Origin of the sequence: Streptomyces sp. NPDC049585 (assembly GCF_040675615.1) — a bacterium.
Classification (GTDB): Bacteria; Actinomycetota; Actinomycetes; order Streptomycetales; family Streptomycetaceae; genus Streptomyces; species Streptomyces luteosporeus.
In genome coordinates, this window is the sequence record NZ_JBFAPE010000041.1 from 1 (window position 1) to 23,689 (window position 23,689).

General features: G+C 71.8%; 17 protein-coding genes and 1 pseudogene. 8 read left to right on the top strand and 10 right to left on the bottom strand.

Features of this window, described 5'->3' with window-relative positions; genetic code table 11:
• Positions 1–9 precede the first annotated feature (9 nt).
• Positions 10–4,833, top strand: coding sequence for an amino acid adenylation domain-containing protein (locus AB0K17_RS27540; RefSeq protein ID WP_365984660.1), 4,824 nt, complete (start codon positions 10–12; stop codon positions 4,831–4,833).
• Positions 4,834–4,916: 83 nt separating this feature from the next.
• Here AB0K17_RS27540 and clpX read toward each other — a convergent pair whose 3' ends face one another.
• Positions 4,917–6,188, bottom strand: a complete 1,272-nt coding sequence (gene clpX, locus AB0K17_RS27545) for an ATP-dependent Clp protease ATP-binding subunit ClpX (protein ID WP_344434035.1) — start codon at positions 6,186–6,188, stop codon at positions 4,917–4,919.
• Between the two features lie 162 nt (positions 6,189–6,350).
• On the opposite strand from clpX, the gene AB0K17_RS27550 reads away from it, so the two are divergent.
• Positions 6,351–7,532, top strand: a complete 1,182-nt coding sequence (locus AB0K17_RS27550) for a helix-turn-helix domain-containing protein (protein ID WP_365984637.1) — start codon at positions 6,351–6,353, stop codon at positions 7,530–7,532.
• Here AB0K17_RS27550 and AB0K17_RS27555 read toward each other — a convergent pair.
• Positions 7,483–8,718 (bottom strand): alpha-hydroxy acid oxidase, encoded by a 1,236-nt coding sequence (locus AB0K17_RS27555; RefSeq protein ID WP_365984638.1) that lies wholly within the window; start codon positions 8,716–8,718, stop codon positions 7,483–7,485. The genes AB0K17_RS27550 and AB0K17_RS27555 overlap by 50 nt on opposite strands.
• 181 nt (positions 8,719–8,899) lie before the next feature.
• On the opposite strand from AB0K17_RS27555, the gene AB0K17_RS27560 reads away from it, so the two are divergent.
• Positions 8,900–10,102: a serine hydrolase domain-containing protein gene (locus AB0K17_RS27560; RefSeq protein ID WP_365984639.1), complete on the top strand. Its 1,203-nt coding sequence runs from the start codon at positions 8,900–8,902 to the stop codon at positions 10,100–10,102.
• Positions 10,103–10,121: 19 nt separating this feature from the next.
• Here the strand turns inward: AB0K17_RS27560 and AB0K17_RS27565 are convergent.
• The 5 genes and pseudogenes from AB0K17_RS27565 to AB0K17_RS27585 all read right to left on the bottom strand — a co-directional run.
• A pseudogene (locus AB0K17_RS27565) lies at positions 10,122–10,235 on the bottom strand (VOC family protein); the annotation flags it as partial.
• Between the two features lie 31 nt (positions 10,236–10,266).
• Entirely contained in the window at positions 10,267–10,809 is a 543-nt protein-coding gene (locus AB0K17_RS27570) for a hypothetical protein (protein WP_365969046.1), read from the bottom strand.
• Positions 10,810–10,922: 113 nt separating this feature from the next.
• Positions 10,923–11,324 carry a hypothetical protein gene (locus AB0K17_RS27575; RefSeq protein ID WP_365969047.1) on the bottom strand — a complete coding sequence of 134 codons (402 nt, stop codon included), beginning with the start codon at positions 11,322–11,324 and terminating at the stop codon, positions 10,923–10,925.
• Between the two features lie 175 nt (positions 11,325–11,499).
• Positions 11,500–14,253: an AAA family ATPase gene (locus tag AB0K17_RS27580; protein ID WP_365984641.1), complete on the bottom strand. Its 2,754-nt coding sequence runs from the start codon at positions 14,251–14,253 to the stop codon at positions 11,500–11,502.
• 392 nt (positions 14,254–14,645) lie between these two features.
• A complete protein-coding gene (locus AB0K17_RS27585; RefSeq protein ID WP_365969049.1) occupies positions 14,646–15,254 on the bottom strand; it encodes a hypothetical protein in 609 nt (202 codons plus the stop codon).
• 734 nt (positions 15,255–15,988) lie between these two features.
• On the opposite strand from AB0K17_RS27585, the gene AB0K17_RS27590 reads away from it, so the two are divergent.
• Entirely contained in the window at positions 15,989–17,368 is a 1,380-nt protein-coding gene (locus AB0K17_RS27590; protein ID WP_365984642.1) for a DEAD/DEAH box helicase, read from the top strand.
• Between the two features lie 241 nt (positions 17,369–17,609).
• On the opposite strand, the gene AB0K17_RS27595 is transcribed toward AB0K17_RS27590, so the two are convergent.
• A complete protein-coding gene (locus AB0K17_RS27595) occupies positions 17,610–19,133 on the bottom strand; it encodes an aldehyde dehydrogenase family protein (RefSeq protein ID WP_365984643.1) in 1,524 nt (507 codons plus the stop codon).
• Between the two features lie 88 nt (positions 19,134–19,221).
• A complete protein-coding gene (locus AB0K17_RS27600; protein WP_365984644.1) occupies positions 19,222–20,370 on the bottom strand; it encodes a GAF domain-containing protein in 1,149 nt (382 codons plus the stop codon).
• Positions 20,371–20,591: 221 nt separating this feature from the next.
• Between AB0K17_RS27600 and AB0K17_RS27605 the strand changes: the two genes are divergently transcribed.
• The gene (locus tag AB0K17_RS27605; RefSeq protein WP_365984645.1) at positions 20,592–20,858 is read left to right on the top strand and encodes a hypothetical protein; all 267 of its coding nucleotides are present in this window, start codon (positions 20,592–20,594) and stop codon (positions 20,856–20,858) included.
• A 394-nt stretch (positions 20,859–21,252) separates the two neighbouring features.
• On the opposite strand, the gene AB0K17_RS27610 is transcribed toward AB0K17_RS27605, so the two are convergent.
• Complete coding sequence (locus AB0K17_RS27610; protein WP_365984646.1) at positions 21,253–21,651, bottom strand: hypothetical protein; 399 nt, start codon at positions 21,649–21,651, stop codon at positions 21,253–21,255.
• Between the two features lie 910 nt (positions 21,652–22,561).
• Here AB0K17_RS27610 and AB0K17_RS27615 point away from each other — a divergent pair.
• From AB0K17_RS27615 to AB0K17_RS27625, 3 genes are read left to right on the top strand one after another with little or no spacing between them, the layout of a single operon-like run.
• A complete protein-coding gene (locus tag AB0K17_RS27615; RefSeq protein ID WP_365984647.1) occupies positions 22,562–22,903 on the top strand; it encodes an asparaginase domain-containing protein in 342 nt (113 codons plus the stop codon).
• The gene (locus AB0K17_RS27620; protein WP_365984661.1) at positions 22,866–23,204 is read left to right on the top strand and encodes a hypothetical protein; all 339 of its coding nucleotides are present in this window, start codon (positions 22,866–22,868) and stop codon (positions 23,202–23,204) included. Before AB0K17_RS27615 ends, AB0K17_RS27620 begins: the two co-directional genes overlap by 38 nt.
• 28 nt (positions 23,205–23,232) lie before the next feature.
• Positions 23,233–23,682, top strand: coding sequence for a PPC domain-containing DNA-binding protein (locus AB0K17_RS27625; protein ID WP_365984648.1), 450 nt, complete (start codon positions 23,233–23,235; stop codon positions 23,680–23,682).
• The last annotated feature ends 7 nt before the right edge of the window (positions 23,683–23,689 follow it).

Genomic DNA, 23,689 nt, shown 5'->3' on the forward strand with positions numbered 1-23,689 from the left:
GGCCGTCGCATGGTCAACGCCTACGGTCCGACGGAGGCCACGGTGGCGGTGGCGATGAGCCGCCCGCTGTCCGGCACGCGAGCACCCGTGGGCGGCCCTGTCCCCGGCGTGCGGCTTCTCGTCCTCGACGAGCGCCTCGGTCTCGTCCCACCGGGCGTACCCGGCGAGTTGTACGTTGCCGGGCCCGGCCTTGCTCGCGGGTACGGGGGCCGCCCCGACCTGACCGCTGAACGCTTCGTGGCGTGCCCCTACGCCACCGAGCCCGGCAGCCGCATGTACCGCACCGGCGACCTGGTGCGTTGGGCGGGCGACGGTCAGCTGGAGTTTCTGGGCCGGACCGACGACCAGGTGAAGATCCGGGGCTTCCGTATCGAGCCCGGTGAGGTGGAAGCCGTCCTGCGCGCCCAGCCCGGCGTGGCCCAGGCCGTGGTCGTGGCGCGCCGGCACCAGGAACACGACACCCGCCTCGTCGCCTACACCGTCCCGACCCCCGCTCCCGACGGGCTCTCCTCGTCCGCTTCCCTTCGCGACGCCCTCCGCACCCGGCTGCCCGCACACATGGTGCCGTCGGCCATCGTCGTCCTGGATGCCCTGCCGCTCACCCCGAGCGGCAAGCTCGACCGCGCCGCCCTGCCCGCCCCCGACTACACCACCGCCACGGGCACCGCCACGGGCTCCGCACGCCAACCGCGCACCCCGCAGGAGGAAGCCCTCTGCGCGCTCTTCGCGGACGTGCTGGGCATGCCGGAGGTCGGCATCGACGACGACTTCTTCGACCTCGGTGGCCACTCCCTCCTCGCCACCCGTCTCGTCAGCCGCATCCGCAGCGTGCTGGGCGCGGACATCGCCCTGCGGGCGCTGTTCGACGTACCGACGGTGGCCGGCCTGGCCCACCACGTAGGCGCCCCGTCGGACACCGTCCGTACCGCTCTCGCCCCGCGGCCCCGCCCTGCCGTCCTTCCCTTGTCGTTCGCGCAGCAGCGGCTGTGGTTCCTGTACAAGTTCGAGGGGCCCTCCTCGACGTACAACATGCCGCTCGCCCTTCGGCTCACCGGGCAGCTGGACGTGCGGGCGCTGGAGGCCGCCATCAACGACGTGATCGCCCGCCACGAGCCGTTGCGGACGGTCTTCCCCGACACCGACGGCCTGCCCCGGCAGCACGTTCTCACCCCGCAGGAGGCCCGGCTCCCGCTGACCGTCGTGCCGGTGCAGGAGGAGCAGGTGGCGGAGGCGGTGCGCGACACCGTGCGGTACGGGTTCGCGCTCGACCGGGAGATCCCCGTGCACGCCCGGCTGCTGTCCGTGGGGCCGGAGGAGTCGGTCCTGGTGCTCGTCGTCCACCACATCGCGGGCGACGGCTGGTCGATGGGGCCGCTGGCCCGTGACCTGGTGGCCGCCTACGGGGCCCGGCTCCAGGGGCGGGCGCCGCAGTGGGCGCCGTTGCCCGTGCAGTACGCGGACTACACCCTCTGGCAGCACGAACTGCTGGGTGACGACAGTGATCCCGACAGCGTCTTCGTCCGTCAGGCCCGCTACTGGACCGACCACCTCGCTGCTCTCCCCGAGCAGGTGACCGTGCCGACCGACCGGCCCCGGCCGGCCGTCGCCTCCTACCAGGGCGACGTGGCGCCGCTGACGATCGACGCCCGCACGCATGCCGGGCTGCGGGAGCTGGCCCGTACCTCCGGCACCACGCTCTTCATGGTGCTGCAGGCCGGTCTGGCCGCGCTGCTGACCCGGCTCGGGGCGGGCGAGGACATCACCTTGGGCTCGCCCATCGCCGGCCGGGGGGACGAGTGTCTGGACGACCTGGTCGGCTTCTTCGTCAACACCCTCGTCCTGCGCACCGACACCTCCGGTGACCCCGCCTTCTCCACCCTCCTCTCCCGCGTCCGGGAGACGAGCCTTGCGGCCTACACCCACCAGGACGTGCCGTTCGAGTACCTCGTCGAGAAGCTCAACCCGCAGCGGTCCACCGCTCATCACCCGTTGTTCCAGGTGGTGCTGGTGCTGCAGAGCGGCGACGACGCCCGGTTCGAGCTGCCGGGGCTGCGTGTGTGCACGGAGCCGATCGGGGTGGGCTCGGCCAAGTTCGACGTGTTCTTCAGCGTCGCCGAGACCTTCGACGACGAGGGCCGTCCCGCCGGGCTGACCGGACTGATCGAATACGCCACCGACCTGTACGACGCGCAGACCGTGCGCGTCCTCGCCGACCGGTGGTCCCGGCTGCTGCGGGCGGCGGTCGCGGATCCCGACCGGTCGATCGGCGCACTGGAGATCCTCGGCGCCGGCGAGCGGGATGAGCTGCTGGAGTGGTCGCGGGCCGACCGGTCCGACGAGCCGGCAGTGACGTTGCCCGAGCTCTTCGCCCGGGCGGCGGTCCGCGACTCGGGCGCGGTCGCGCTGCGCTGGGACGCCGGACACCTGGCGTACGGGGAGCTGGACCGGCTCTCCAACCGCATCGCGCACTGCCTGCTCGCGCGCGGGGTGGGGCCCGAGCGGCGCGTGGCGCTGCTGATGCGGCGCGGGCCCGGGCTGGTCGCGACCGTGCTGGGCGTGCTGAAGACCGGGGCCGCCTACGTCCCCGTCGACCCGGACTACCCGGCCGAGCGCATCGCGTTCATGCTGCAGGACGCGGAGCCCGCCCAGGTGCTCGACGACGGATGGACCGAGCGCGAGGACCTCTCCCGATTCCCCGACACCGCGCCCGATGTGACCGTGCATCCCGCGCACCCCGCGTACGTCATCTACACCTCCGGTTCCACGGGCCGGCCCAAGGGGGTGGCCGTCACCCACGCCGGCATCGCCAACCTGGCCAAGGCGCAGCTGGACGGCTTCGCCCTCACACCGCAGAGCAGGGTCCTGCAGTTCGCCTCGCCCAGCTTCGACGTGTCGGTGTGGGAGCTGGTGATGGCCTTCGCCGCCGGGGCGAGCCTGGTGGCGGTCCCGGCCGACGCGCTGGCGGGCGAGGCGCTGCAGGAGACCATGCGGCGCCAGCAGGTCACGCACGTGACGCTGCCGCCCTCGGTGCTGGCCACCTTGGACGGGTACGGGCCCGGTGGCGCCCTCGCCGGCCTGTCGGTGCTGCTGGTGGCGGGCGAGGCGTGCCCGCCGGACCTGGTGGGCCGGTGGGCCCCGGGGCGCCGCATGATCAACGCGTACGGGCCCACGGAGTCGACCGTCGGGGCGGCCATGAGCACACCGCTGACCGGGCGCGAGGCCCCGGTGGTGCCCATCGGCCGGCCGCTGTTCGGGCTGTCCGGGTTGGTGCTGGACGCCGGGCTGCGCCTGGTGCCGCGGGGCGTGGTGGGCGAGTTGTACATAGCCGGTGCCGGCCTGGCCCGCGGGTACCTGGGCCGGCCGGGGCTGACCGCCGAGCGCTTCGTCGCCCACCCCTTCGGCGCCCCGGGCGAGCGGATGTACCGCACGGGCGACGTGGTCCGCTGGAACGCAGAGGGACAGCTGGAGTTCCTCGGGCGCGCCGACGACCAGGTCAAGATCCGCGGCTTCCGGGTCGAGCCCGGCGAGGTGCAGGACGCCTTGCGGCGCCTGCCCGGCATCGTGCAGGCCGTCGTCGTCGCCGACCGGCATGCGGCGGGCGACACCCGCCTGGTGGCATACGTCGTGCCCGAGCAGCCGGAGTCCTTCTCCGCCGCGGACGTCCGCGAGGCGCTGCGCGACCGGCTCCCGGCGTACATGGTGCCCGCGGCCGTCGTCGCCCTCGACGAGCTCGTCCTCAGCCCCAACGGCAAGGTCGACCGGCGGGCCCTGCCCGCCCCGGACTACGGGGGCGGCCCGGCGCGGCCGCCGCGCACCCCGCAGGAGGAGGTGCTGTGCGGCCTGTTCACCGAGGTGCTGGCGGTGCCGGGGGTGGGGGTCGACGACGGGTTCTTCGACCTGGGCGGGCACTCCCTGCTGGCGACCCGGCTGATCAGCCGTATCCGGGACGTCCTGGGCGTCGAGCTGCCCCTGCGGGCCCTGTTCGAGGCGCCGACGGTGGCCGCGCTCGCGCAGCGGCTCGGCGGCGAGGGGGAGAGGTCCAGTGCCTTCGACGTCCTGCTGCCGCTGCGGGCGAAGGGACAGCGGCCGCCACTGTTCTGCCTGCACTCCGGTGGCGGCATGAGCTGGAACTATGCCGCCCTGCTGCCGCACCTCGCCGCCGACATCCCGCTGTACGGGCTGCAGGCCCGCGGCCTGGCGCACCCCGACGACCTGCCGCGGTCGCTGGAGGAGGTGGCCGACGACTGCATCGAGGCGATGCTGCGGGTGCAGCCGTCGGGGCCGTACCACCTGCTCGGCCACTCCTTCGGCGGGGTGGTGGCCCACGCCATGGCCGCCCGGTTGCGCGAGCGCGGCCAGGAGGTCGCCCTGATCGTCTGCCTGGACGCCAAACCGGCCGCCGACGAGGGCGAGCTGGAGGAGCATGCGCACGAGGAGTACTACCGGGGGATCCTCGACCTGCTGGGCGTCGGGACGGAGCAGGTGCCGGCCGGGCCGATGGGCTTCGACGAGTTCGCCGAGCTGGCCCGGACCACCAACACCGTGCTCGGCAGCATCGAGGAGGAGGAATTCCTCACCATCATGCGGGTGCTGGAGAACAACATCGCCGTCACGGCGCGCTACCGGCATGAACGGGTCGCCACGCGCATGGTGCTGTTCGCGGCGACGGAGGAGACCGACACCGTGCTGGACGCCGGCAGCTGGCGCCCGTACGTCGACGGCGAGGTCGTCTGCCACCGGGTGGCCACCACCCACGCCGGCATCCTCAAACCGGAGATGCTCGGCCGGATCGCCGCGGTGATCGAGGCGGAGCTGTGCGGGCGGCGAGGATGACAACGGCGAGGGGCCCGCGCCGCCGGCCGACGTACCGTACGTCGGGCGGTGGCGCAGGCCCCCGGGCCGTCGGGCGGCTGCCGTCAGGCGGAGTGGCCGCCGGACACCTCGGAGAAGGGCGGCCGCGTCACGATCATCGGGCTGCGGTTCTCGGTGACCGTGCGTTCGTTGATGACGACCTTGACGACGTCGCTGCGGCTCGGTATGTCGAACATGACCGGCCGCAGGACGTTCTCCATGATGCCGCGCAGACCGCGGGCGCCCGTGCCGCGCAGAATGGCCCGGTCGACGATCGCCTCCAGCGCGCCCCGGCTGAACTCGAGCTCCACCTGGTCCATTTCGAACAGCTTCTTGTACTGCTTGACCAGGGCGTTGCGCGGCTCGGTCAGCGTCTTGAGCAGGGCCGCCTTGTCGAGGCTGGAGACGCGGGCGATGACCGGCAGCCGGCCGATGAACTCGGGGATCAGCCCGTACTTGACGAGGTCGGCCGGCATGACGCTGGCGAAGACGTCCCCGTCCGCGCGCGCCGTGACCGGCTCGATCTGGGCGCCGAAGCCCAGCCCGCGCCGGCCCACCCGGTCGTTGATGATGTTCTCCAGGCCCGCGAAGGCACCGGCCACGATGAACAGCACGTTGGAGGTGTCGATCTGGATGAACTCCTGGTGCGGGTGCTTGCGCCCGCCCTGCGGCGGCACCGAGGCCGTCGTGCCCTCCAGGATCTTCAGCAGCGCCTGCTGGACGCCCTCGCCGGAGACGTCGCGGGTGATGGAGGGGTTCTCGCTCTTGCGGGCGATCTTGTCGATCTCGTCGATGTAGACGATGCCGGTCTCGGCCCGGGTCACGTCGTAGTCGGCGGCCTGCAGCAGCTTGAGCAGGATGTTCTCGACGTCCTCGCCCACGTAGCCGGCCTCGGTCAGGGCGGTCGCGTCGGCGATGGCGAACGGGACGTTCAGCAGCCGCGCCAGGGTCTGCACGAGGTAGGTCTTGCCGCAGCCGGTGGGTCCGAGCATCAGGATGTTCGACTTGGCGACCTCGACGTCCTTGTCGTCGTCCTCCATGCCCCACACGCGCTTGTAGTGGTTGTAGACGGCCACCGCCAACGAGCGCTTCGCGGCCTCCTGGCCCACGACGTACTGGTCGAGGAACCGGTGGATCTCCGCCGGCTTGGGCAGCTCCTCCAGCGGTGCCTCGGTGACGACCGCCAGCTCCTCCTCGATGAGCTCGTTGCACAACCCCACGCACTCGTCGCAGATGTGCACGCCGGGCGGGCCGGCGATGAGCTTCCTGACCTGTTTCTGCGTCTTCCCGCAGAAGGAGCACTTCAGCAGGAACCCCTCGTCACCGATGCGTGCCATGACCCGTCGACCCGTCCCCTCCGGTGCGCCGCGGCCCCGCCTGGGAACCCCGCGCGCTCTTGCGTGACTTTAACAGCTGCCCCTGCCATCCAGATGTTCCCGTCATCCCGATGCTAGGGTAATTTGACGGCCGCTCTGTGGGGGCCCGCTACGAGGAGGACAATGGCTCGGCTCAACAGGGCGCAGACGCAGGAGCGCACGCGTGCCAGGGTGCTGGCCGCCGCCCGTGAGGAGTTCGCCGAGAAGGGCTTCCGGGCCGCCAGGATCGACGCCGTCGCCGAGCGCGCCGAGCTCACCCGCGGCGCCGTCTACTCCAACTTCCCCGGCAAGCGGGCCCTGTACTTCACCGTTCTGGCCGAGCGCGCCGAACGCGCGCCCGCGCCGCCGGCCACCGAAGCGGGCGGCACGGCCCGCGAGGCGCTCGGCGCTCTTGCGCGCACCTGGGTCGCCCGGCTGCCCGGCACCGGCTTCGCCGACGCCGGTGCCGCCCACGGGGGCGTCCCCCCGCAGTACGGCGAGGCCCGCATCGACGTCGACGCGCTGCCCGAAATCCTCGCCGACGCCCGGCTCGCACAGCCGTTCGTCGAGCTGATGAAGCTCGACGCGCTCCTCCTCGCGCTCGCCCTCGAACACCTGCGGCCGCCCCGGTCGCCGGAGGGGGCACCCCCCGGCCGGCTCGTCCGACTCGCCGAGACCGTACTGACCTCCCTGCACGGCGCCCGGCAACTGGCCGCCGCCGCACCCGGCTTCGTACAGCCCTTCGACATGGTCAGCGCGGCCGAGCGGCTGTGCGGGCTCGAACTCAACGACTGGTGGGCGCCCCCGCCCGTGCACCCGCCCGCCCGCGCCGAGGACCGGCCCTGGCAGCCGCCCGCGGCCGTCGACGCCGTACGGGCCGCGCCCGCGCCGCTGCACGAGGACGGCATCGTCGCCGTCCTCGGCCTGCATCGGCTCTCCGCGGCCGAGGAGGCCGTCCGCGCCGCACCACCCGGCACTCCCGTCACGGTGGTCGTCGTCACCGGCGACCCCGGCGAACTCATGCCCCTCGCCCGGCTCGTCGTCGCCGAGCTGTGCGGCTGCCTGCGCAGCGCCTTCCCCCGGGCGGCCTGGCCGGCCCTGCGCGTCGTGTGCGACACCACCGGCGCCGTCGCCGCGGCCGCGGGCGTGACGGCCGTGGACGACGACACCGAGACGGCGATCCGCATCGAAGCGGGGCGCGTCGTCGGCCGCGCCGACGGGTTCGGGGCCTGCCACGCGGTGGCGTCCGCCCGACCGGTGGGCAGCGCCTCCGAGATCACCGGTCCGAGGGCCGCAGACGTACGCGTTCCGGTGTCAGGTCCTTGACGGACGTCGTGCCGAGGAGCTGCATCGTCTGCCGCACCTCGGCGCCCAGGATGTCCAGGGCCCGCCGCACGCCGGCTCCGCCGCCCGCCATCAGCCCGTACAGGTACGCCCGTCCCACCAGCACGGCGGTCGCGCCCAGGCACACCGCGGCCACGGCGTCCGCCCCCGACAGCACGCCCCCGTCGACGTACACCTCCGCCCGGCCGCCGAGCGCCTCGACCACCGCGGGCAGTTCCTCCAGCGGCACCGGGGCCCGGTCGAGCTGCCGGCCACCGTGGTTGCTCACCACGACCGCGTCCGCGCCGGCCTCGACGACCGACAGGGCGTCCTCCGCGCTCTGCACGCCCTTGACCACCAGATTGCCCGGCCACACGGCCCGCACATGGGCGAGATCGGCGAGCGAGGCCGTCGGATCGAACATCTGGTCCGCGAGCTCCGCGACGGTACCGCCCCACTGCCGCAAGGAGGCGAACTCCAGTGGGGCGGTGGTGAGCAGATCCAGCCACCAGCCCGGCCGCAGCGCGCCGTTGACGAACGTACGGGCGGTGAGGGCGGGCGGCAACGTCATCCCGTTGCGCACGTCGCGCAGCCGCGACCCCGCCACCGGCGCGTCGACCGTCAGGACGAGCGCCTCGTACCCCGCGTCCGCGGCGCGCCGGACGAGATCTTCGCTGCGTTCCCGGTCGCGCCACAAGTACAGCTGGAACCACCGGCGTGTGCCCGGAGCCGCCGCGGCCAGCTCCGCCACCGACGTCGTGCCGAGGGTCGACAACGCGTAGGGAACGCCGGCGCGGCCGGCCGCCCGGGCCACGGCCACCTCGCCCTCGTGGTGCATCATCCGTGTGAACCCGGTCGGCGCGAGCACCAGCGGCAGGGCACAGGGGCTGCCGAGCACCGTGGCGGAGGTGTCCACGGCGGAGACGTCGCGCAGCACGCGTGGCCGGAATTCGATGCGCGCGAAGCCCGCACGGTTGCGGGCGAGCGACAACTCGTCGCCGGCGCCCCCGTCGACGTAGTCGAAGACGGCCCTCGGTACGCGGCGGCGGGCGGCGCGGCGCAGGTCCGCCACGGTCGCCGCGGCGGCGAGCCGGCGCCGGGTGCCGCCGAGCTCCACAGGGCGCGGGCGCAGCAGCGCGGCCACGTCCGCCGGCCTCGGAACCCTCCGGTGGGGACGGTCGTGGGTCATGCGAACACCATTACGGATGGGGCGCGTTGGGCGCAATGGCCACGGGCTGCGTCAGGGACTTCCTCGACGGGGAGGTCAGGGCCGCGTCGGGGTCGCGTCAGGGTCATCCCGGTCGTACGGCAAGATCACCGGCGGAAGAGTGGACGTCGCAAGCGAAGAACGAGGAAAAACGGAGTCCTGCATGCGTCGCTCATCGGCCCTGTCCCTGGCCACCGCCACCGCCGCCGCGGCCGCCGTCGTGCTCACCACGGCCCCCGCACAGGCGGCGACGGGCGCGTCCGGCGGCCTGGACCGCGCCGCCCTGAACGAGGCCATCGGCCTGCGCCCGACCGACGGCGCCGCGGCTGCCGTCGCCGAGGTGCACAAGGACGCACAGACCTGGCGGGGCACCTCCGGGGACCTGGTCACCGGCAAGCACATCAGCACCGGCGCCCACTTCCGGATCGGCAGCATCAGCAAGCCCATGGAAGCGGTGATCCTCCTCCAGCTGTCCGCCGAGGGCCGGGTCGACCTCGACCAGAGTGTGCAGCACTACCTGCCCGGCCTGCTGCCGGAGGACCGCTTCAAGGAGCCCATCACCGTACGGCAGCTGCTCAACCACACCAGCGGCCTCCCCCAGGACTTCGAGGGCGCCCCCGCCACCACACCGGACCAGGACATCGACGGCCGCCTCGGCTCCCTCACCTGGGACCAGATCATCCAGCAGACCCTCCGCCCCGAGGGCCGCCCCGCCCCCGGCCCGCGCTTCAGCCCCGGCACCCAGCAGGAGTACAACTCCTTCGGCTACCGCATCGCCGGCAAGCTGATCGAGCAGATCACCGGGCACCCGTACCAGTACGAGGTGACCAAGCGCATCCTCAAGCCCCTGAAGATGCGCGAGACCAGGACCGCGGTCCCCGGACGCAGCACCCCCGTCCCCCGCCCCTACCTCCCCGGCTACATGCCCCGCAGCAACGGCGAGCTCGTCGACGTCAACGTGCAGGGCGGCCTGCCCGCCAGCACGACCTCCACCACCGGCGACCTCGACCGCTTCATCACCGGCCTCTTCGACGGCAGCCTCCTGCGCCCGGCCCAGGCCGCCGAACTCTTCACGGTGCCCAAGGGTCTCGACGGCAAGCCCCTGCCCTACGCCAACAACCTCAACTGCAACACCGGCCCCACCAAGGGCACCGCGTGCTTCAGCGTCGGCCTGATGTCCTTCACCCTCCCCGACGGCTCGACCGTATGGGGCAAGACCGGCAGCGACCCCGGCTACCGCAGCGGCGTCTTCGCCACCCGCGACCTCAACCGCCGAGCGGTCTACGCCCTGGGCACGTCCTCCACCAACACCCAGAACGCCCCGGCGGTCGGCCTGCGCCTGGCCCTGGCGGCCTTCGGGAAGTAGGGACCGCGCCGGCCGGCCACTACGCGGCGCAGAACTCGTTGCCTTCGGGGTCCTGCATGACCCACCAGTGGCCGGCAGGACCCTTGTCCACCTCCCGCACACGAGTCGCCCCCAGCCCCTCCAGCCGCTCGAGTGGAGGGCGACGGAACTCGTGTTCCTCGTGTTCACAGGACCTGAAAGGCCATTCTTTCCGCCGCTGTGGCAATCAACACCATGGTGCTGGCGAGCAGGGAACGAGTCGCACGGTGCAATCTGGCCATTCTCAGCTGATGGAGCGTCATGCAGCGCCAGAGTTCGAGGAGGGCCGACCGTGTGGCGTCGCCGGTGCTTTGTGTCATGAAGCCGTCCCGGAAGGCCAACGGGTCGCTGAATTCATCCAAAGTGTCTTTGTAGCTGAAGGACAGCGACGGGGGAAACCCGGGCGGGCGGGACAGGTCGCGCCCGCGCAGCGGACCAGTGAGCACCCCGGTCGCCTGAACCACCGAGTATGTGCTCATCGTCAATACGACAAGGGTGGAGCCCCAGATGATCGGCGCCAGGCGCGAAGAGGGTGAACTGGAGACGAGAACTGCTCCGGCGATGACCAATGCGTTCGCACTCAACAGCGCGCTGGTACGGCTCACCAGGCCCAGGCGGAGCTGATCCGCTCGGCTCAGATGCCATTGAGCGAGCTTGAGCGCCTCTTTTGCCTGTATTTCATCGCTCATGGGGCGTATCCGGCCTTTCGGTTCCAGGTGCTGCCTTGACGCTGCCCCTGGAGATTGCCCGGCAACCGCACGGGCGAAGCCCCTCTCCTGCCGGCAGGAGAGGGGCCCGGGGTTCACTTCTTGCGGCGCTTGCGGGGGGCGGGGATCGCCGGGGCCTCGGTTTCGCGGGCTGCGGCGAGGAAGGGGGAGATCGCCTCCTCGTACCGCTTCAGGGATTCGGCGCCCAGGTCGACCTCGAGCCACTTGGGCACCTGGATTTCCTTGATTTCCGTCACCGGGGAACCGTCCTCGTGCATCTCCCCGGTGAAGTCCTCCATTTCCTCCGTCACGGTCACGGCGAACTTGACCGTGGTCAGGTCTTCGGTCACCTCGGGGGCGAGGTCGTCGAAGTCGATGCGCTGGACGAAAATCGGGGTCGTGATCGTCTGGCCGCCGACCTCGATCGTCTTCACCCCTTCCTCCACGCCCGGCCGACCCTTGTGGGTCTCGTCCACCTCGATGAATTTGGTGCCCATGGACGGCGCCTCTCCTCTGTGCTGTTGGGTGCGTAAATTCTAGTGCACCGGCTGCAGTTGACGCCAATTCAGAAATGCGGCGTGTGACCTCGCGGAGAAGGCGGCTTCTGTGCCGTCGTGTGCAGTTCAATCCGTCGCCAACCTGAGGAAATGGGCGAGTGCGGAGGGCGTCGCCTCACCCCTTGCCGGCGTGGTTGCTCAGCGCGTCGCGCAGGGCGGCGCGGGAGGTGATGCCGAGCTTCGGGAAGACCCGGTACAGGTGCGAACTGACCGTCCGTGGGGACAACCGGGTCCGCTCGCCGATCTCCTTGTTCGTCAGTCCGGTCGCGGCGAGTTCGGCTATCCGGCGTTCCTGCCAGGTCAGCGCCGCGACGTCCGGGGCCGACGGGGCCTGGGACCCGCCCGCGAACCGCAGTTCGGCGCGGGCCCGGTCCGCCCACGCCGCGCAGCCGAGACGGTCGAACGCCTCGGTGGCCGGCACCAGCGCCTGCCGGGCCGCGCGCGGCTCCTTCAGCCGCCGCAGGGTCGAGCCGTAGGCCAGGCGGATGCGCGCCAGCTCGAAGGGGAAGTCGCCGGCCGCCGGGTGCGCCTCGACGCGCGCGTACATCGCCGTCGCCTCCGCCAGGTCGTCCGCGGTCATCGCCAGGGCACCGTAGGCGGAGAGTGCCAGCCGCGGGGATGCCTCCGGCAGGCCGGCCTCGCAGGCCGCCAGGGCGTGCCGCCGCGCCTGGTCCCGGCGGCCGCTGTACAGCGCGGCCTCCACCAGTTCGAGCAGGGCGCGCGGGGCGATCTGGTGGGCGTGACGGTCGAAGCTGCCCGGCGGCGTCATCCCGATGGCGTACAGGTACGCTGCCTCGAAGTCTCCTTCGGTGAGCGCCACTCCGGTGGCGATCGCCTCCGTGATCTGGGTGAGCAGACCGACCCCGCGCGGGCGGGCCCAGGCGTCCACGGCGGACTGCAGCTCCCGTGCGACGCCGAGCCGCCCCTGTCTGGCCGCCAGCTGCCCCAGCACGGCCCGGGTGTGGTACGCGAGGAGGACGTGGCCGTGCGCGGTGGACAACTCCAGCGCCTGGTGCCCGGTCCGCTCCGCCTCCTGCCAGTCGCCGGAGTACATCTGGTCCAGCATCAGCATCCGCAGCATGGTCATCACGCTCGACACGGCGCCGGCCTCCCGCTCCCGTTCGACGGCGCGCTGCAGCTGGGTGCGGTACTGGCTCAGCACGTCGACGTGGGAGGCGCAGACGCCCAGCCGGGCCAGGTCCCACGGCGCGAGGTGCGCCTCGGCGGCGAATGCCTGTTCCAGGCGTACGCGCAGCCCCGCACCGCTGCGCGCCACGGCGCTCGCGTCCCGGTAGAGCGCCGTCAGCGGGTGGAGCCGGTCGCCGAGTGAGTCGAGGATCCGCTCGGCGCGCTGCCACAGGGCGGGATCGCCCGCGTAGTGGGCCATGGTGACCAGCGCGTCGGCCGCCCGGGCCAGGGTTCCGCCACCGGTCTGCGCCACGCCGTCCGACCACCGCTCGATCGCCGCCGCCAGCCGCTGGAAGGCGGGCCGGACCGCTCCGGCCTGGACGAAGTCCGCGTGGGCGGAGGTGAGGACGGCGGCCAGGGAACCGGCCGTTCCGGGCTCGGGAGCCGAGCGGTGGAGCAACTGTTGCGCCTCGTCCAGCAGCGCGGCCTGCCCGGCGAGGTAGGCCGCGTCCCCGAGCCGCCGGGAGCGGTCCGCGGGCCGCTCGCTCAGCTCCGCCGCGCGGGTCAGCCAGGCCACCGCGGCCGCCGCGCCGCCGCGCCGCGTCGCGGAGTCGGCCGCCGCTTCCAGCGCCGCGGCCACTGCCTCGTCCGGGTCGACGACGGAGGCCGCCAGGTGGCCCGCGTGCCGCTCGGGGTCGGCCCGGTGCACCCGGGAGAGTTCGGCGTGGGCGGCCCGGCGCTGGTCGGGTGTCGCCAGCTGGATGACGGCGGAGCGGACCAGCGGGTGCCGGAAGACGACGTCACCCGTGGCCGTGTCGACGTCGAGCAGACCCGACGCGACAGCCGGTTCGACGTCGCGCATCCGGTACCGCGTGGCGTGCAGGCGACCGCGGCGCCGGCCGGCGGCGGCGCCGTCCAGGGCGCCACGCAGCAGTTCCGCCCGGACGGCGGGGGCCAGGCGCTCGATCCGCGTGCCGTAGAGCTGCTGGAGGCGCCGGGGCAGCGGCACCCCGGGGACGGCGAGCAGGTCACCGGCGGGCTTCGGCGCGGCCACGTAGGGCGGCAGTTCCTGCAGGGCGAGCGGGTTGCCCCGGGCGTGGTCCAGGACGGTGCGCCGGACGCGCTCGTCGAGTCGGGGGTGACGCAGCTCCAGGAGGCGTCCGGCGTCCTCCTCCGACAGGGCCGTGACCTGCAGGTCGGCGAGCCGGGCGTGGTCGAAGGCGGAACGCACCTCGTCCCGCAGGGCGACCAGCATCTTCACCGGAACGGCCGCCAGCCGGCGTGCCACGAATCCGCACACCTCCGCGCTGGCGTCGTCCAGCCACTGGCCGTCGTCGATCAGTAGCGTCAGCGGCCGCTCGGCGGCGGCCAGCGACAGCAGGTCCAGCACGGCGATGCCGAGGGACATCACGGACGGCGGCTCGCCCTTGCCGCGGCCGAACACCACGTCCAGGGCGGCGTGTTGCCGTGGTTCCAGCCGGACGGTGCGGTCGAGCAGGGGGTAGAGGCACTGGTGCAGCCCGGCGAACGGCAGTTCCGACTCGGCCTCCACCCCGGTGGCCCGGACCAGTACGTGGCTCGCCCGGGCGGCCAGTCGGGCCGCGTGGTCGACGAGCGCGCTCTTGCCCACACCCGCCTCGCCACGCAGCACCAGGGCCCGCCCCTCGGGCGCGGTCACGAACGCCGAAAGTACGGCCAGTTCGTGCCCTCGTCCGACCAACGGCGTTTCCGCCGGTTCCATGCTTCCCCCACTTTCGCGCACGGCCGCCCGGTGCGTCCGCGGGCGGCCATGCGGTGATCATCATGTACGCGACGTAGCATGCCAGTCCGATGGCACCGTACTCGCGGCCGACGCCGCTGGACGTGCAGCTTCCGAAACAGCCGTCGCAGCAAGGACGGCAAGGAAAGCCGAGAACCGGTCAGCACGCGGTCGCCGGGGAGAAGCCGAACAGCGGCGCGGGCTGCCGCAGTGAAGGCGGCGCCGGGTGGGCTCGACGCGCTCGGCGGCCGGCGGCGGGGGTGACGCAGGGGGTTGAAGCGGGGCCGTCCGGGCGCACACAGGAACGGCCGGTCGGTACTGTGACCGACCGGCCGTTCCGGTTTCGTGCTTCCCTCGTGCCGCCCGACTGCGGATCAGCCCATCGTGCAGGCGAGCTGCGCCTTCACTGCGTTGCGGAGATCCTCCTGGGCACGGCAGTCGGCATTGTAGATGTCTTCCCACTTGGGGCTGATGACGTGGACGTTCACGATCTCGGTGATGATGTTGACGTTCCCCTGGGCCACGATGGTGTTGCGGGCCACTGCCACCTGTGACGTCGGAGCAGTCTGGGCACCAATGACACCGCCTTCACCGTAGAGCAGGTTGGTGATCTTGGTGTAGATGGTGACCTCCTTGCCCTGGATGTTGTTGCCGACGACGGCGACCGTGTAGTCCTTGTAGTTGCGCTGCCAGCCGAACCTGGTCCGCTGGTTCAGGGCGGTCACGGCGGCGTACCCAAGGGTGGCAATCCACTGGTGCCTGATCAGCGGGCGACCGCCCGGGTGGTCCCGGGGCTTCGCCGGATCCCCCAGCTGCACGTCGCTGTACAGGCTCTGGTTGCCCATGTCCAGGCGGTCCGCCGCCGCACCCGACTGGGGCGCGGCACCGGCCGGCGCCGCGATGCCGCCGGTGACGGCAAGGGCCGCGGCCCCGGCGACCAGGGCCGTCTTCCACTTCCCGGCAGGACGCTGACTGATTGCCATCCTGGTGATCCTCGTTTCCGTATGTCGACAAGCGCGCGGGCGCGCCCCCCGCGCCCGCCACCGGGAAACTCCCGGCGCCCTCGACTCTCGCCGACCAGCGTCAGGCGCACATCAGTCATTTGACGGTAGGACGTCGGGAGCCTTTCTTGTGCTCCTAGAAGAAGCCCAGCTTCTTCGCCGAGTACGAGACGAGCACGTTCTTCGTCTGCTGGTGGTACAGCGGTCATACCTGCGCTGACCAGCGAAAGCGACAGGGCGGGCGGTTCCTTGGAGAGGACCGGTCCGGACATGGTCCGGATCTTGGTACGTGCAGGGTCCGGGGAAGACAGGGAGCGGGGCGCGACGGGATGCCGTGGGAGCTGGGTGGGCGGGCGAACGGAACCCTGACGGGAAGAGATGCGCACGCCCTCGCCTCCGGCCCTTGCCGGCCCGCCGGATCCGGGAAGGTCCAGCCGGGCCGTGGAGTCCGCCGAGGCGAGCGCGGCGAGCAGCTCGCGTGCTTCTGCTCTGGTGCCGGACGGCGGCCGTCTGCCGTTTCTCAGCGCCGTGGGAGGCCCGGTCGGCGTGCCCCGTGCTACGCTTACCCGTTTGCATCGTCGCCGTGTCGGTGCTCCCTGCGGTGTCCCAGGCTGGTGGCCGCGACCCGGCCGCGCCTTCCTCGGTACGGTCTCTTCGAAGGAAGGCTTTCTGTGAGCAGCGGATCAGCACGTGCCGATGCCCGACGACAGGACTGTGTGCCCGAGGCGTCGGGCGCCGCTCCGGCGCGGCCCACGGTGGCCTCCTTCGCGGAGCTGGGGCTGCCGGCCGAGGTGCTGCGGGTGCTCGACGAGCAGGGTGTGACCAAGCCCTTCCCCATCCAGGCGGCGGCGCTGCCGAACGCTCTCTCGGGGCGGGACGTCCTGGGCCGGGGCCGCACGGGATCCGGCAAGACCCTCGCCTTCGGCCTGGGGATGCTCGCCCGGACGGCCGGGCGGCGCGCGCAGTCCAAGGAACCGCTGGCACTCGTGCTGGTGCCCACCCGGGAGCTGGCGCAGCAGGTCGGCGAGGCGCTCACCCCGTACGCCGAGGCGCTGCGGCTGCGGCTCGCGACCGTGGTGGGCGGAGTGTCCATCGGACGGCAGGCCGCCGCGCTGCGGGACGGCGCCGAGATCGTCGTCGCCACCCCCGGCCGGCTGCACGACCTCGTCGAGCGCAAGGACTGCCGACTGGGGCGGGTGCGCATCACGGTCCTGGACGAGGCGGACCAGATGTGCGACCTGGGATTCCTGCCGCCGGTCAGTGAGATCCTGGACCAGGTGCGTTCCGACGGACAGCGGATGCTGTTCTCCGCCACTCTCGACCGCGACGTCGACGAACTGGTGCAGGGTTACCTGCGCGACCCCGCCGTCCACTCCGTGGACCCCTCGTCCAGCGCGGTGTCCACGATCGAGCACCACGTCTTCGTCGTGCACGGCCCCGACCGGTACGCCGTGACCACGGAGATCGCCGCCCGGGACGGCCGCGTCCTGCTGTTCCTGGACTCCAAGCACGGCGTCGACCAGCTCACACGGCATCTGCGGGCCAGCGGCGTGGCCGCCGCCGCCCTGCACAGCGGGAAGTCCCAGCCGCAGCGCACCCGCACCCTGGCCCAGTTCAGGAACGGGCAGATCACGGCGCTGGTGGCGACGAACGTCGCCGCACGAGGCCTCCACGTCGACGACCTCGACCTCGTGGTCAACGTCGACCCGGCCACCGACCCGAAGGACTACCTGCACCGCGCGGGCCGCACGGCTCGGGCCGGCCGCTCCGGGACCGTCGTGACGCTCGTCCTGTCGGGGCAGCGCCGCGAAGCGAGCCAGGTCATGGCGGACGCCGAGGTCGCTTCCAAGGTCACCAAGGTGCGGTCCGGCGAGGCGGAGCTGAGCCGTATCACCGGCGCCAGGGCCCCCTCCGGCGAGCCTCTCGACGGCGGGCCGGCCGTGTCACGCCCCAAGAACCACAACACCCCGTTCCGCGGCCTGGGCAGCACCAAGGACACGAAGAACGGCTCCGGCGGCAAGCCGTCCCGCAAGGCCACCGAGGCCCGCAAGCTCGCGGAGGCCCGCAAGGCCGCCCGAGTGCGGCGCGGCGGCTGAGCCCCGGCTCCACGGACACCACCGCCGTCTGCGCAGCTCCCGGCGGCTCTGCTCCTCGGCGGCCAGCCCGACCGCCACCGGCCCGGTCGCCCTGGCCGGCAACGTGCACGGTCGCCCGGTCAGTTCGTGCGTATTCGGGCCGACGCCGTCCTGCGCCGTGCCCCCCAGTCCGGCCGCCGGCGCGAGCGCCGGTGCGGGCCGCGGGCGCGACGTCCGTCCGATGGCTGTTCTCGGCTGTCGGTTAGAAGAACCCCAGCTTCTTCGCCGAGTAGCTCACCAGCACGTTCTTCGTCTGCTGGTAGTGGGACAGGGCCATTTTGTGGCCTTCGCGGCCGAAGCCCGATTGTTTGTAGCCTCCGAAAGCGGCGTGGGCGGGGTATTGGTGGTAGGTGTTCGTCCAGACGCGGCCGGCCTGGAGGGCTCGGGCGGTGCGGTAGGCGGTGGTGTGGTCGCGGGTCCAGACGCCGGCGCCGAGGCCGTAGAGGGTGTCGTTGGCCAGGGTGACGGCCTCGTCGAAGTCGGTGAAGGGGGTGACGCCGACGACCGGGCCGAAGATCTCTTCCTGGAAGACGCGCATGCGGTTGTGGCCCTCGAAGACGGTGGGTTCGATGTAGAAGCCGCCGGCGAGTTCGCCGCCGAGGGCGGCGCGGGTGCCGCCGGTGAGGGTGCGGGCACCTTCCTGGCGGGCTATGTCGAAGTAGGAGAGGATCTTCTCCAGCTGGTCGTTGGAGGCCTGGGCGCCGATCATGGTGTCGGTGTCCAGCGGGTGGCCGGGGACGATGGCCTCGGTGCGGGTGAGGGCGGCGGCGAGGAAGTCGGCGTAGTGGCCGCGCTGGATGAGGGCGCGGGAGGGGCAGGTGCAGACCTCGCCCTGGTTGAGGGCGAACATGGTGAAGCCTTCGAGGGCCTTGTCGAGGAAGTCGTCGGCGGCGGCGGAGACGTCGTCGAAGAAGATGTTGGGGCTCTTGCCACCGAGTTCGAGAGTGACCGGTTTGAGGTGCTCGGAGGCGTACTGCATGATCAGGCGCCCCGTCGTCGTCTCGCCGGTGAAGGCGACCTTGGCCACGCGGGGGCTGGCGGCCAGGGGCTTGCCGGCCTCGGCGCCGAAGCCGTTGACGATATTGAGGACGCCGGGCGGGATGAGGTCGGCGACCAGGTCGAGCCAGACGTGGACGGAGGCCGGGGTCTGCTCGGCGGGTTTGAGGACGACGGCGTTGCCGGCGGCCAGGGCGGGGGCGAGCTTCCAGGCGACCATCAGGAGGGGGAAGTTCCACGGGATGATCTGGGCGACGACGCCAAGGGGTTCGTGGAAGTGGTACGCGACGGTGTCCTCGTCGAGTTCCGAGAGGCTGCCCTCCTGTGCCCGGACGGCCCCCGCGAAGTAGCGGAAGTGGTCGATGGCCAGGGGGATGTCGGCGGCGAGGGTCTCGCGGACGGGTTTGCCGTTCTCCCAGGACTCGGCGACGGCGAGGGCTTCGAGGTTGCGTTCCATGCGGTCGGCGATGCGGTTGAGGACGGCGGCGCGTTCGGCCGGGGAGGTGCGGGCCCAGGCGGGGGCGGCCGCGTGGGCGGCGTCCAGGGCGCGTTCGACGTCCTCCGCGGTGCCGCGGGCGACCTCGGTGAAGGTGCGGCCGTCGACGGGGGAGGGGTTCTCGAAGTAGCGGCCCTGCTTGGGCGGTACGTACGTGCCGCCGATCCAGTGGTCGTAGCGCGGCCGGTACGAGACCAGCGCGTCGGGCGAGCCGGGGGTGGCGTAGCGGGTCATGGGTTCTCCAGCCCTCGGGCGGACGGTGCGTGAGCGGGCGGCCGCACGGTAGCCGTTCGTACGTTGCGCGAAGGTTGCTCGCGGGCGCTTACCGGCCACCGTCCGCCGCGTGTGCGGCGCGGCGCAGCCGGTCCTCCAGCAGCCGGCGCAGTCGGGCCACCCCCGGCGCCTCCGACGTGGGCAGCACCGGGCCCGGATAGGCGCGCAGGGCCGCCCGGGCGTCGCCGTGGTCCAGTTCCCGTTCGACCAGGGCGATGTCGGTGTGCAGGGGTACGGCCAGGCGGTACGGGCGCGAGTGCAGCAGGCCGGGGACGAGGCGGCGCAGCCGGCAGATCTCCGCGCGCAGGGTCACCGGCGGTACGGACCGGTCCCCGTACAGCGCCGCCGTGAGCTGATCGCCCGTCATGCCGTCGGGGCGGGCGGCGAGCAGGGCGAGGATCTCGCTGTGCCGGCGCCCGAGCCGTACCCGCCGTCCGTCCGTGACCAGCAGCGCCTCGTCGCGACCCAGCACGGACAGCGCGGGGCCCGACAAGGGCGGGCCCAGGGAGGCGGTCGCCAGCTGGGCCTCGGCGGCGCGGGCCGTCGCCCGGACGAGGGCGAGGGTGTGCGGTCCGGCCAGGTGGTGGCCGCCGGTGAGGTCCACCGCGCCGAGCAGCTGCCCGGTACGCGGATCGTGGACGGGTGCGGCCGCGCAGGTCCATGGCTGGACGAGACGGTTGTAGTGCTCGGTGGCGAAGATCTGCACCGGGTGGTCGAGGGCGAGCGCGGTGCCGGGCGCGTTGGTGCCGGCGTGCCGCTCGTCCCAGCGGGCGCCCGGGACGAAGTTCATGTGCTCGGCCCGGCTGCGGACCCCCGCGTGCCCCTCCACCCACAGCAGCCGGCCCGCCGCGTCGCACACCGCCAGCAGGTGCGCCCCGTCGTCGGCGATGGAACCGAGCAGCTCCCGGAACAGCGGCATCGCCCGCGCGAGCGGGTGCGCCGCGCGGTACTGCTCCAGGTCGTCGTCGCCCAGCTCCACCGGCGCCATGAACTCCGGGCGGGGCAGCACCGCCGCGGACCGCCGCCAGGATGCGGCGACGACCGGGCGCAGACCGGGGTCCAGCACGCCGTCCGCGACGAACGCCGCGTGCGCGCCGCCGACCGCCCGGCACCGCTCGGCGGGGTCGACGGCCGGCGCCGGCGCGGCGCCCGCGCTCCAGGGGTCGCCCGCAGAACGGTCACGCTGGGGGTTGGCCATGTGGACCCTCCCGGTTCGGCCCGCCGCAGTGACGATACCGCCCTCGCCACGGGTGCCGAACGGGTCCGGCACGGGTAAGACCCCGAGCAGCGGAAGCTTGGAGTGCACACGTCACGTCACACGGTCCACACGTCCACACGTCACACGTCACGCCGCGCGCTCCGTCCCCGCGTCCCGACCGCCCGATCGCCCGACCGCGACTTTCGAACGGAAGCTCCTGCATGAACAGCAAGGTCATCTCCGACATAGCCGAGCGGACCCTCGCCGCGTACGTGACCACCTTCCTCGGCATCCTCATCGCCGACGGGTTCGACCTCACCAGCATCTCCGCGATCAAGGCCGCGGCCGTCGCGGCCCTGCCCGCCGCGCTCTCGGTGATCAAGGGCGCCATCGGCAGCCGCTTCGGCGACCGCAGCAGCGCCGCATGGCTGCCCCACCACGGCGCGAAGAACGCGAAGAGCGCGAAGAGCTCGCGTTCCACCTCGTAGCCAGCGCCCGGGCCCCTGCGGAAGGGGCCATTCCACACGGGGTGTGCGCAGCCGCACCCGCATTCACCCCCTGCACACGCTCCCGCCGCCGCCCCGGCCGCGCTTGACTCGGCGATGCGAGTCCCACTGGCGCAACGGGACAGGGCCTGCCGGTCTTCCCCCCGAGCCGGCGGCCCGCCGCCCCGTACCGCCGGGCGGACGGTACGGGGCGGGTTACCACCTTGCAGGTCAGGGTCGGTACTGCGACGCCCATCGGGTACAGCCCGGGCGCATGGGCTGGGCGTCGCAGTCGCACGTCCATGTGCCCTCCTCGTCGTTCTCGTGTCGCTCGGACAAAACCAACCAATAGCGATCGCACCTTGCTACATGCCGCGTGTTGTACGCGGCGCCCATTTCACGCGGGCGTTGACAGCCACTGGTTCATCGTCCGCAGGCCGGCACCGCTCATCTCGGGGATCCAGTGCGCATAGCACCGGTAGATCGTCTCGACGGTGTCGCCCATCCACGCTGCCACTGTCGCCGGGGGCTCGCCCGCAGCGAGGTGCACCGAAGCGAAGGTGTCGCGAAGGACGTGGTACGTGTTGCAGCCCTCGGGGTCGTGCCACGCCTTCCTGGGCTTGCCGTCCGGCTTGTACAAGCGTTTGAGCACCCCGGCCTTCTCCAGTGAGGGCCTCCAGATGTACTGGCTGAAGGTGTCGTGGCTGCACGGGTTGCCGTTGATGGAGAAGACGAGCAGTTCAACGGTCACCTGCGGGAGTTCTTCCAACGGCACCGCGGGGTTGGGGCTGTCCACCCACGGCAGAGTCACCTTCACCGGCGGGCACTGCTTCATGTGGTCCTTGACGTTCCGGATCAGCTCAGGCCTACGGAGTTACCACGTGGCTGGTCGATGAGGAGGGCCTTCAGCAGACGGACGGGTTCGTGCCTGTGCTTGGCCGAAAGGCTGCGATCGCTACGTGGGTGCGGTCGGAGGGTGTGGCTCAGACGTTGCTGACGACGGGGAAACACACGCTGTGCTCGTTCGCGGACATCACTCGACACGCCAAGGCGCACTCGATCACAGTGGGAGGGAGACCAGGCCAGCGTCTCGCAGCGACGGCCGAGTATCTCGATCTCGACCGTAGGCGGCTCGCTCGCCGCTGTCGGCAGTTCACGGCGGGCAGGACCTTACGCCTGGGAAGACCACGCAGCCGCCATCTCAGCCTTGCAGCTCTCGACATCGCCTGTTCCTTCGTCGTCGCCGAATTTCGATCCACTGACCGTACCTCCGCGACCAGGACTCGGTAGCCTGCATGGAACGATCTCCGGGGGCGTCCTCGCTCGGATACCGAGAGGATGAGGCTGGCATGGCGGCAGGCGCAACGAGAACGGCAGCGGTCTACTCTCGGCGGAACCATCGCCATGACCACTGATCCCGCCATCGGCGGCGTGGTCCGGCGCTGTCCGCCCGTGACCTCCTTGCTGCCGTCCTCGGTCTGGACGCCCTCGACGTCGACCTGCTCGTACACGACTTCTGTCGGGTTCCAGGGGCCTCGCTCACCTTCGGGAACCCCGCCAAGCTCAGCGAGGAATCAGCCAGGTGCTCGAAGGTGGCGAGTAGACGGTGTCGTGGTCACCCAGGGGACCGACACGATCGAGGAGGGACCGCCTTCTTCCTCGACCTCTGCCATACACAAGACGCTCCGGTGATCGTTACAGGCGCCATGCGCAACCCGACCATGGTAGGTCCAGATGACCCCGGGAACCTGTACGCCGCCGTGGCTGCGGCGGCCGAGCCGAAGCTGCGAGGAGCAGGGTGCCTGGTCGTCATGGGCGACGAAATCCACGCGGCACGGCACGTACGCAAGTCCCACACCACCAGCCTAGCCGCGTTCACGTCACCGGGTGCCGGCCCGCTCGGCCGCATCGCTGAAGACCGCGTCCGCCTCGTCGGCAGGCTGCCTGATCGGCCCGCCCTAATGAAACCGCTGGCCCAAGGGTGCCAGGATCGGCCACTACACCGGCAGTCTGGGAGACGACGGAGCCCTGCTCGAACGATGGGCTGACGCCTGCGACGGCCTGGTCGTCGCGGCCTTCGAGGTTGGGCATGTACCGCAGCAGCTCGTGGACGCGCTGGAGCAACTTGCCACGCGAATTCCCATAGTCCTGGCTTCGCGGATCGGTAACGGTCCGGTGTTAACCCACACCTACAGCTTCGTGGGGTCGGAATCGGACCTCATTAAGCGCGGCCTCATCCCGGCCGGATCCCTTACCCCCTACCAGGCCAGGCTCCTTCTCCACCAGCTGATCGCCCACGGAACAGGGCGCGACACAGTCGCAGCGACCTTCACGACGTTCGCCAACTGACCTCAACAGATCCCAGAAGGTACGGCGCATGCGCGCCCACGAACTGACTATCGAACGGACCCTCGGCGTCACCTTCGATCACGGCGAAGACTTCTTCGACGCGCTCTCCACATTCTGCCGCGAGAACGGTGTACGCCAGGGGTACATCCCCTCATTCATCGGTGCCTTCGCGGAGGCCGAGATCGTAGGGGCCTGCGAGAAGCTCGAGAATCCGGATGCCCCGGTCTGGTCCATGACCTACGTTACCAACGTCGAGGCGTTCGGCGCCGGCACGCTTGCGCACGACCCGGAGAGCGGCGCTATCCTGCCGCACATCCACGTCTCGGTCGGCCTGAAGGCGCAGTCGGCCGACGACCGTACGAGTCACCTCCTCAGCGCCAAGGTTCAGTTCCTCAGCGAGCTGCTGGGTGGTCGAAGGCGTGGCACCCAGCATGACCAAGCCGCGCGGAACCGGGCCTGCACTATGTGCCGCTGTTGACCTTCGG

Coding starts and splice junctions, on each gene's coding strand:
- AB0K17_RS27540 (WP_365984660.1), top strand. CDS start 10: ATGGTCAACGCCTACGGTCCGACGGAGGCCACGGTGGCGGTGGCGATG.
- clpX (WP_344434035.1), bottom strand. CDS start 6,188: ATGGCACGCATCGGTGACGAGGGGTTCCTGCTGAAGTGCTCCTTCTGC.
- AB0K17_RS27550 (WP_365984637.1), top strand. CDS start 6,351: ATGGCTCGGCTCAACAGGGCGCAGACGCAGGAGCGCACGCGTGCCAGG.
- AB0K17_RS27555 (WP_365984638.1), bottom strand. CDS start 8,718: ATGACCCACGACCGTCCCCACCGGAGGGTTCCGAGGCCGGCGGACGTG.
- AB0K17_RS27560 (WP_365984639.1), top strand. CDS start 8,900: ATGCGTCGCTCATCGGCCCTGTCCCTGGCCACCGCCACCGCCGCCGCG.
- AB0K17_RS27570 (WP_365969046.1), bottom strand. CDS start 10,809: ATGAGCGATGAAATACAGGCAAAAGAGGCGCTCAAGCTCGCTCAATGG.
- AB0K17_RS27575 (WP_365969047.1), bottom strand. CDS start 11,324: ATGGGCACCAAATTCATCGAGGTGGACGAGACCCACAAGGGTCGGCCG.
- AB0K17_RS27580 (WP_365984641.1), bottom strand. CDS start 14,253: ATGGAACCGGCGGAAACGCCGTTGGTCGGACGAGGGCACGAACTGGCC.
- AB0K17_RS27585 (WP_365969049.1), bottom strand. CDS start 15,254: ATGGCAATCAGTCAGCGTCCTGCCGGGAAGTGGAAGACGGCCCTGGTC.
- AB0K17_RS27595 (WP_365984643.1), bottom strand. CDS start 19,133: ATGACCCGCTACGCCACCCCCGGCTCGCCCGACGCGCTGGTCTCGTAC.
- AB0K17_RS27600 (WP_365984644.1), bottom strand. CDS start 20,370: ATGGCCAACCCCCAGCGTGACCGTTCTGCGGGCGACCCCTGGAGCGCG.
- AB0K17_RS27605 (WP_365984645.1), top strand. CDS start 20,592: ATGAACAGCAAGGTCATCTCCGACATAGCCGAGCGGACCCTCGCCGCG.
- AB0K17_RS27615 (WP_365984647.1), top strand. CDS start 22,562: ATGCGCAACCCGACCATGGTAGGTCCAGATGACCCCGGGAACCTGTAC.
- AB0K17_RS27625 (WP_365984648.1), top strand. CDS start 23,233: ATGCGCGCCCACGAACTGACTATCGAACGGACCCTCGGCGTCACCTTC.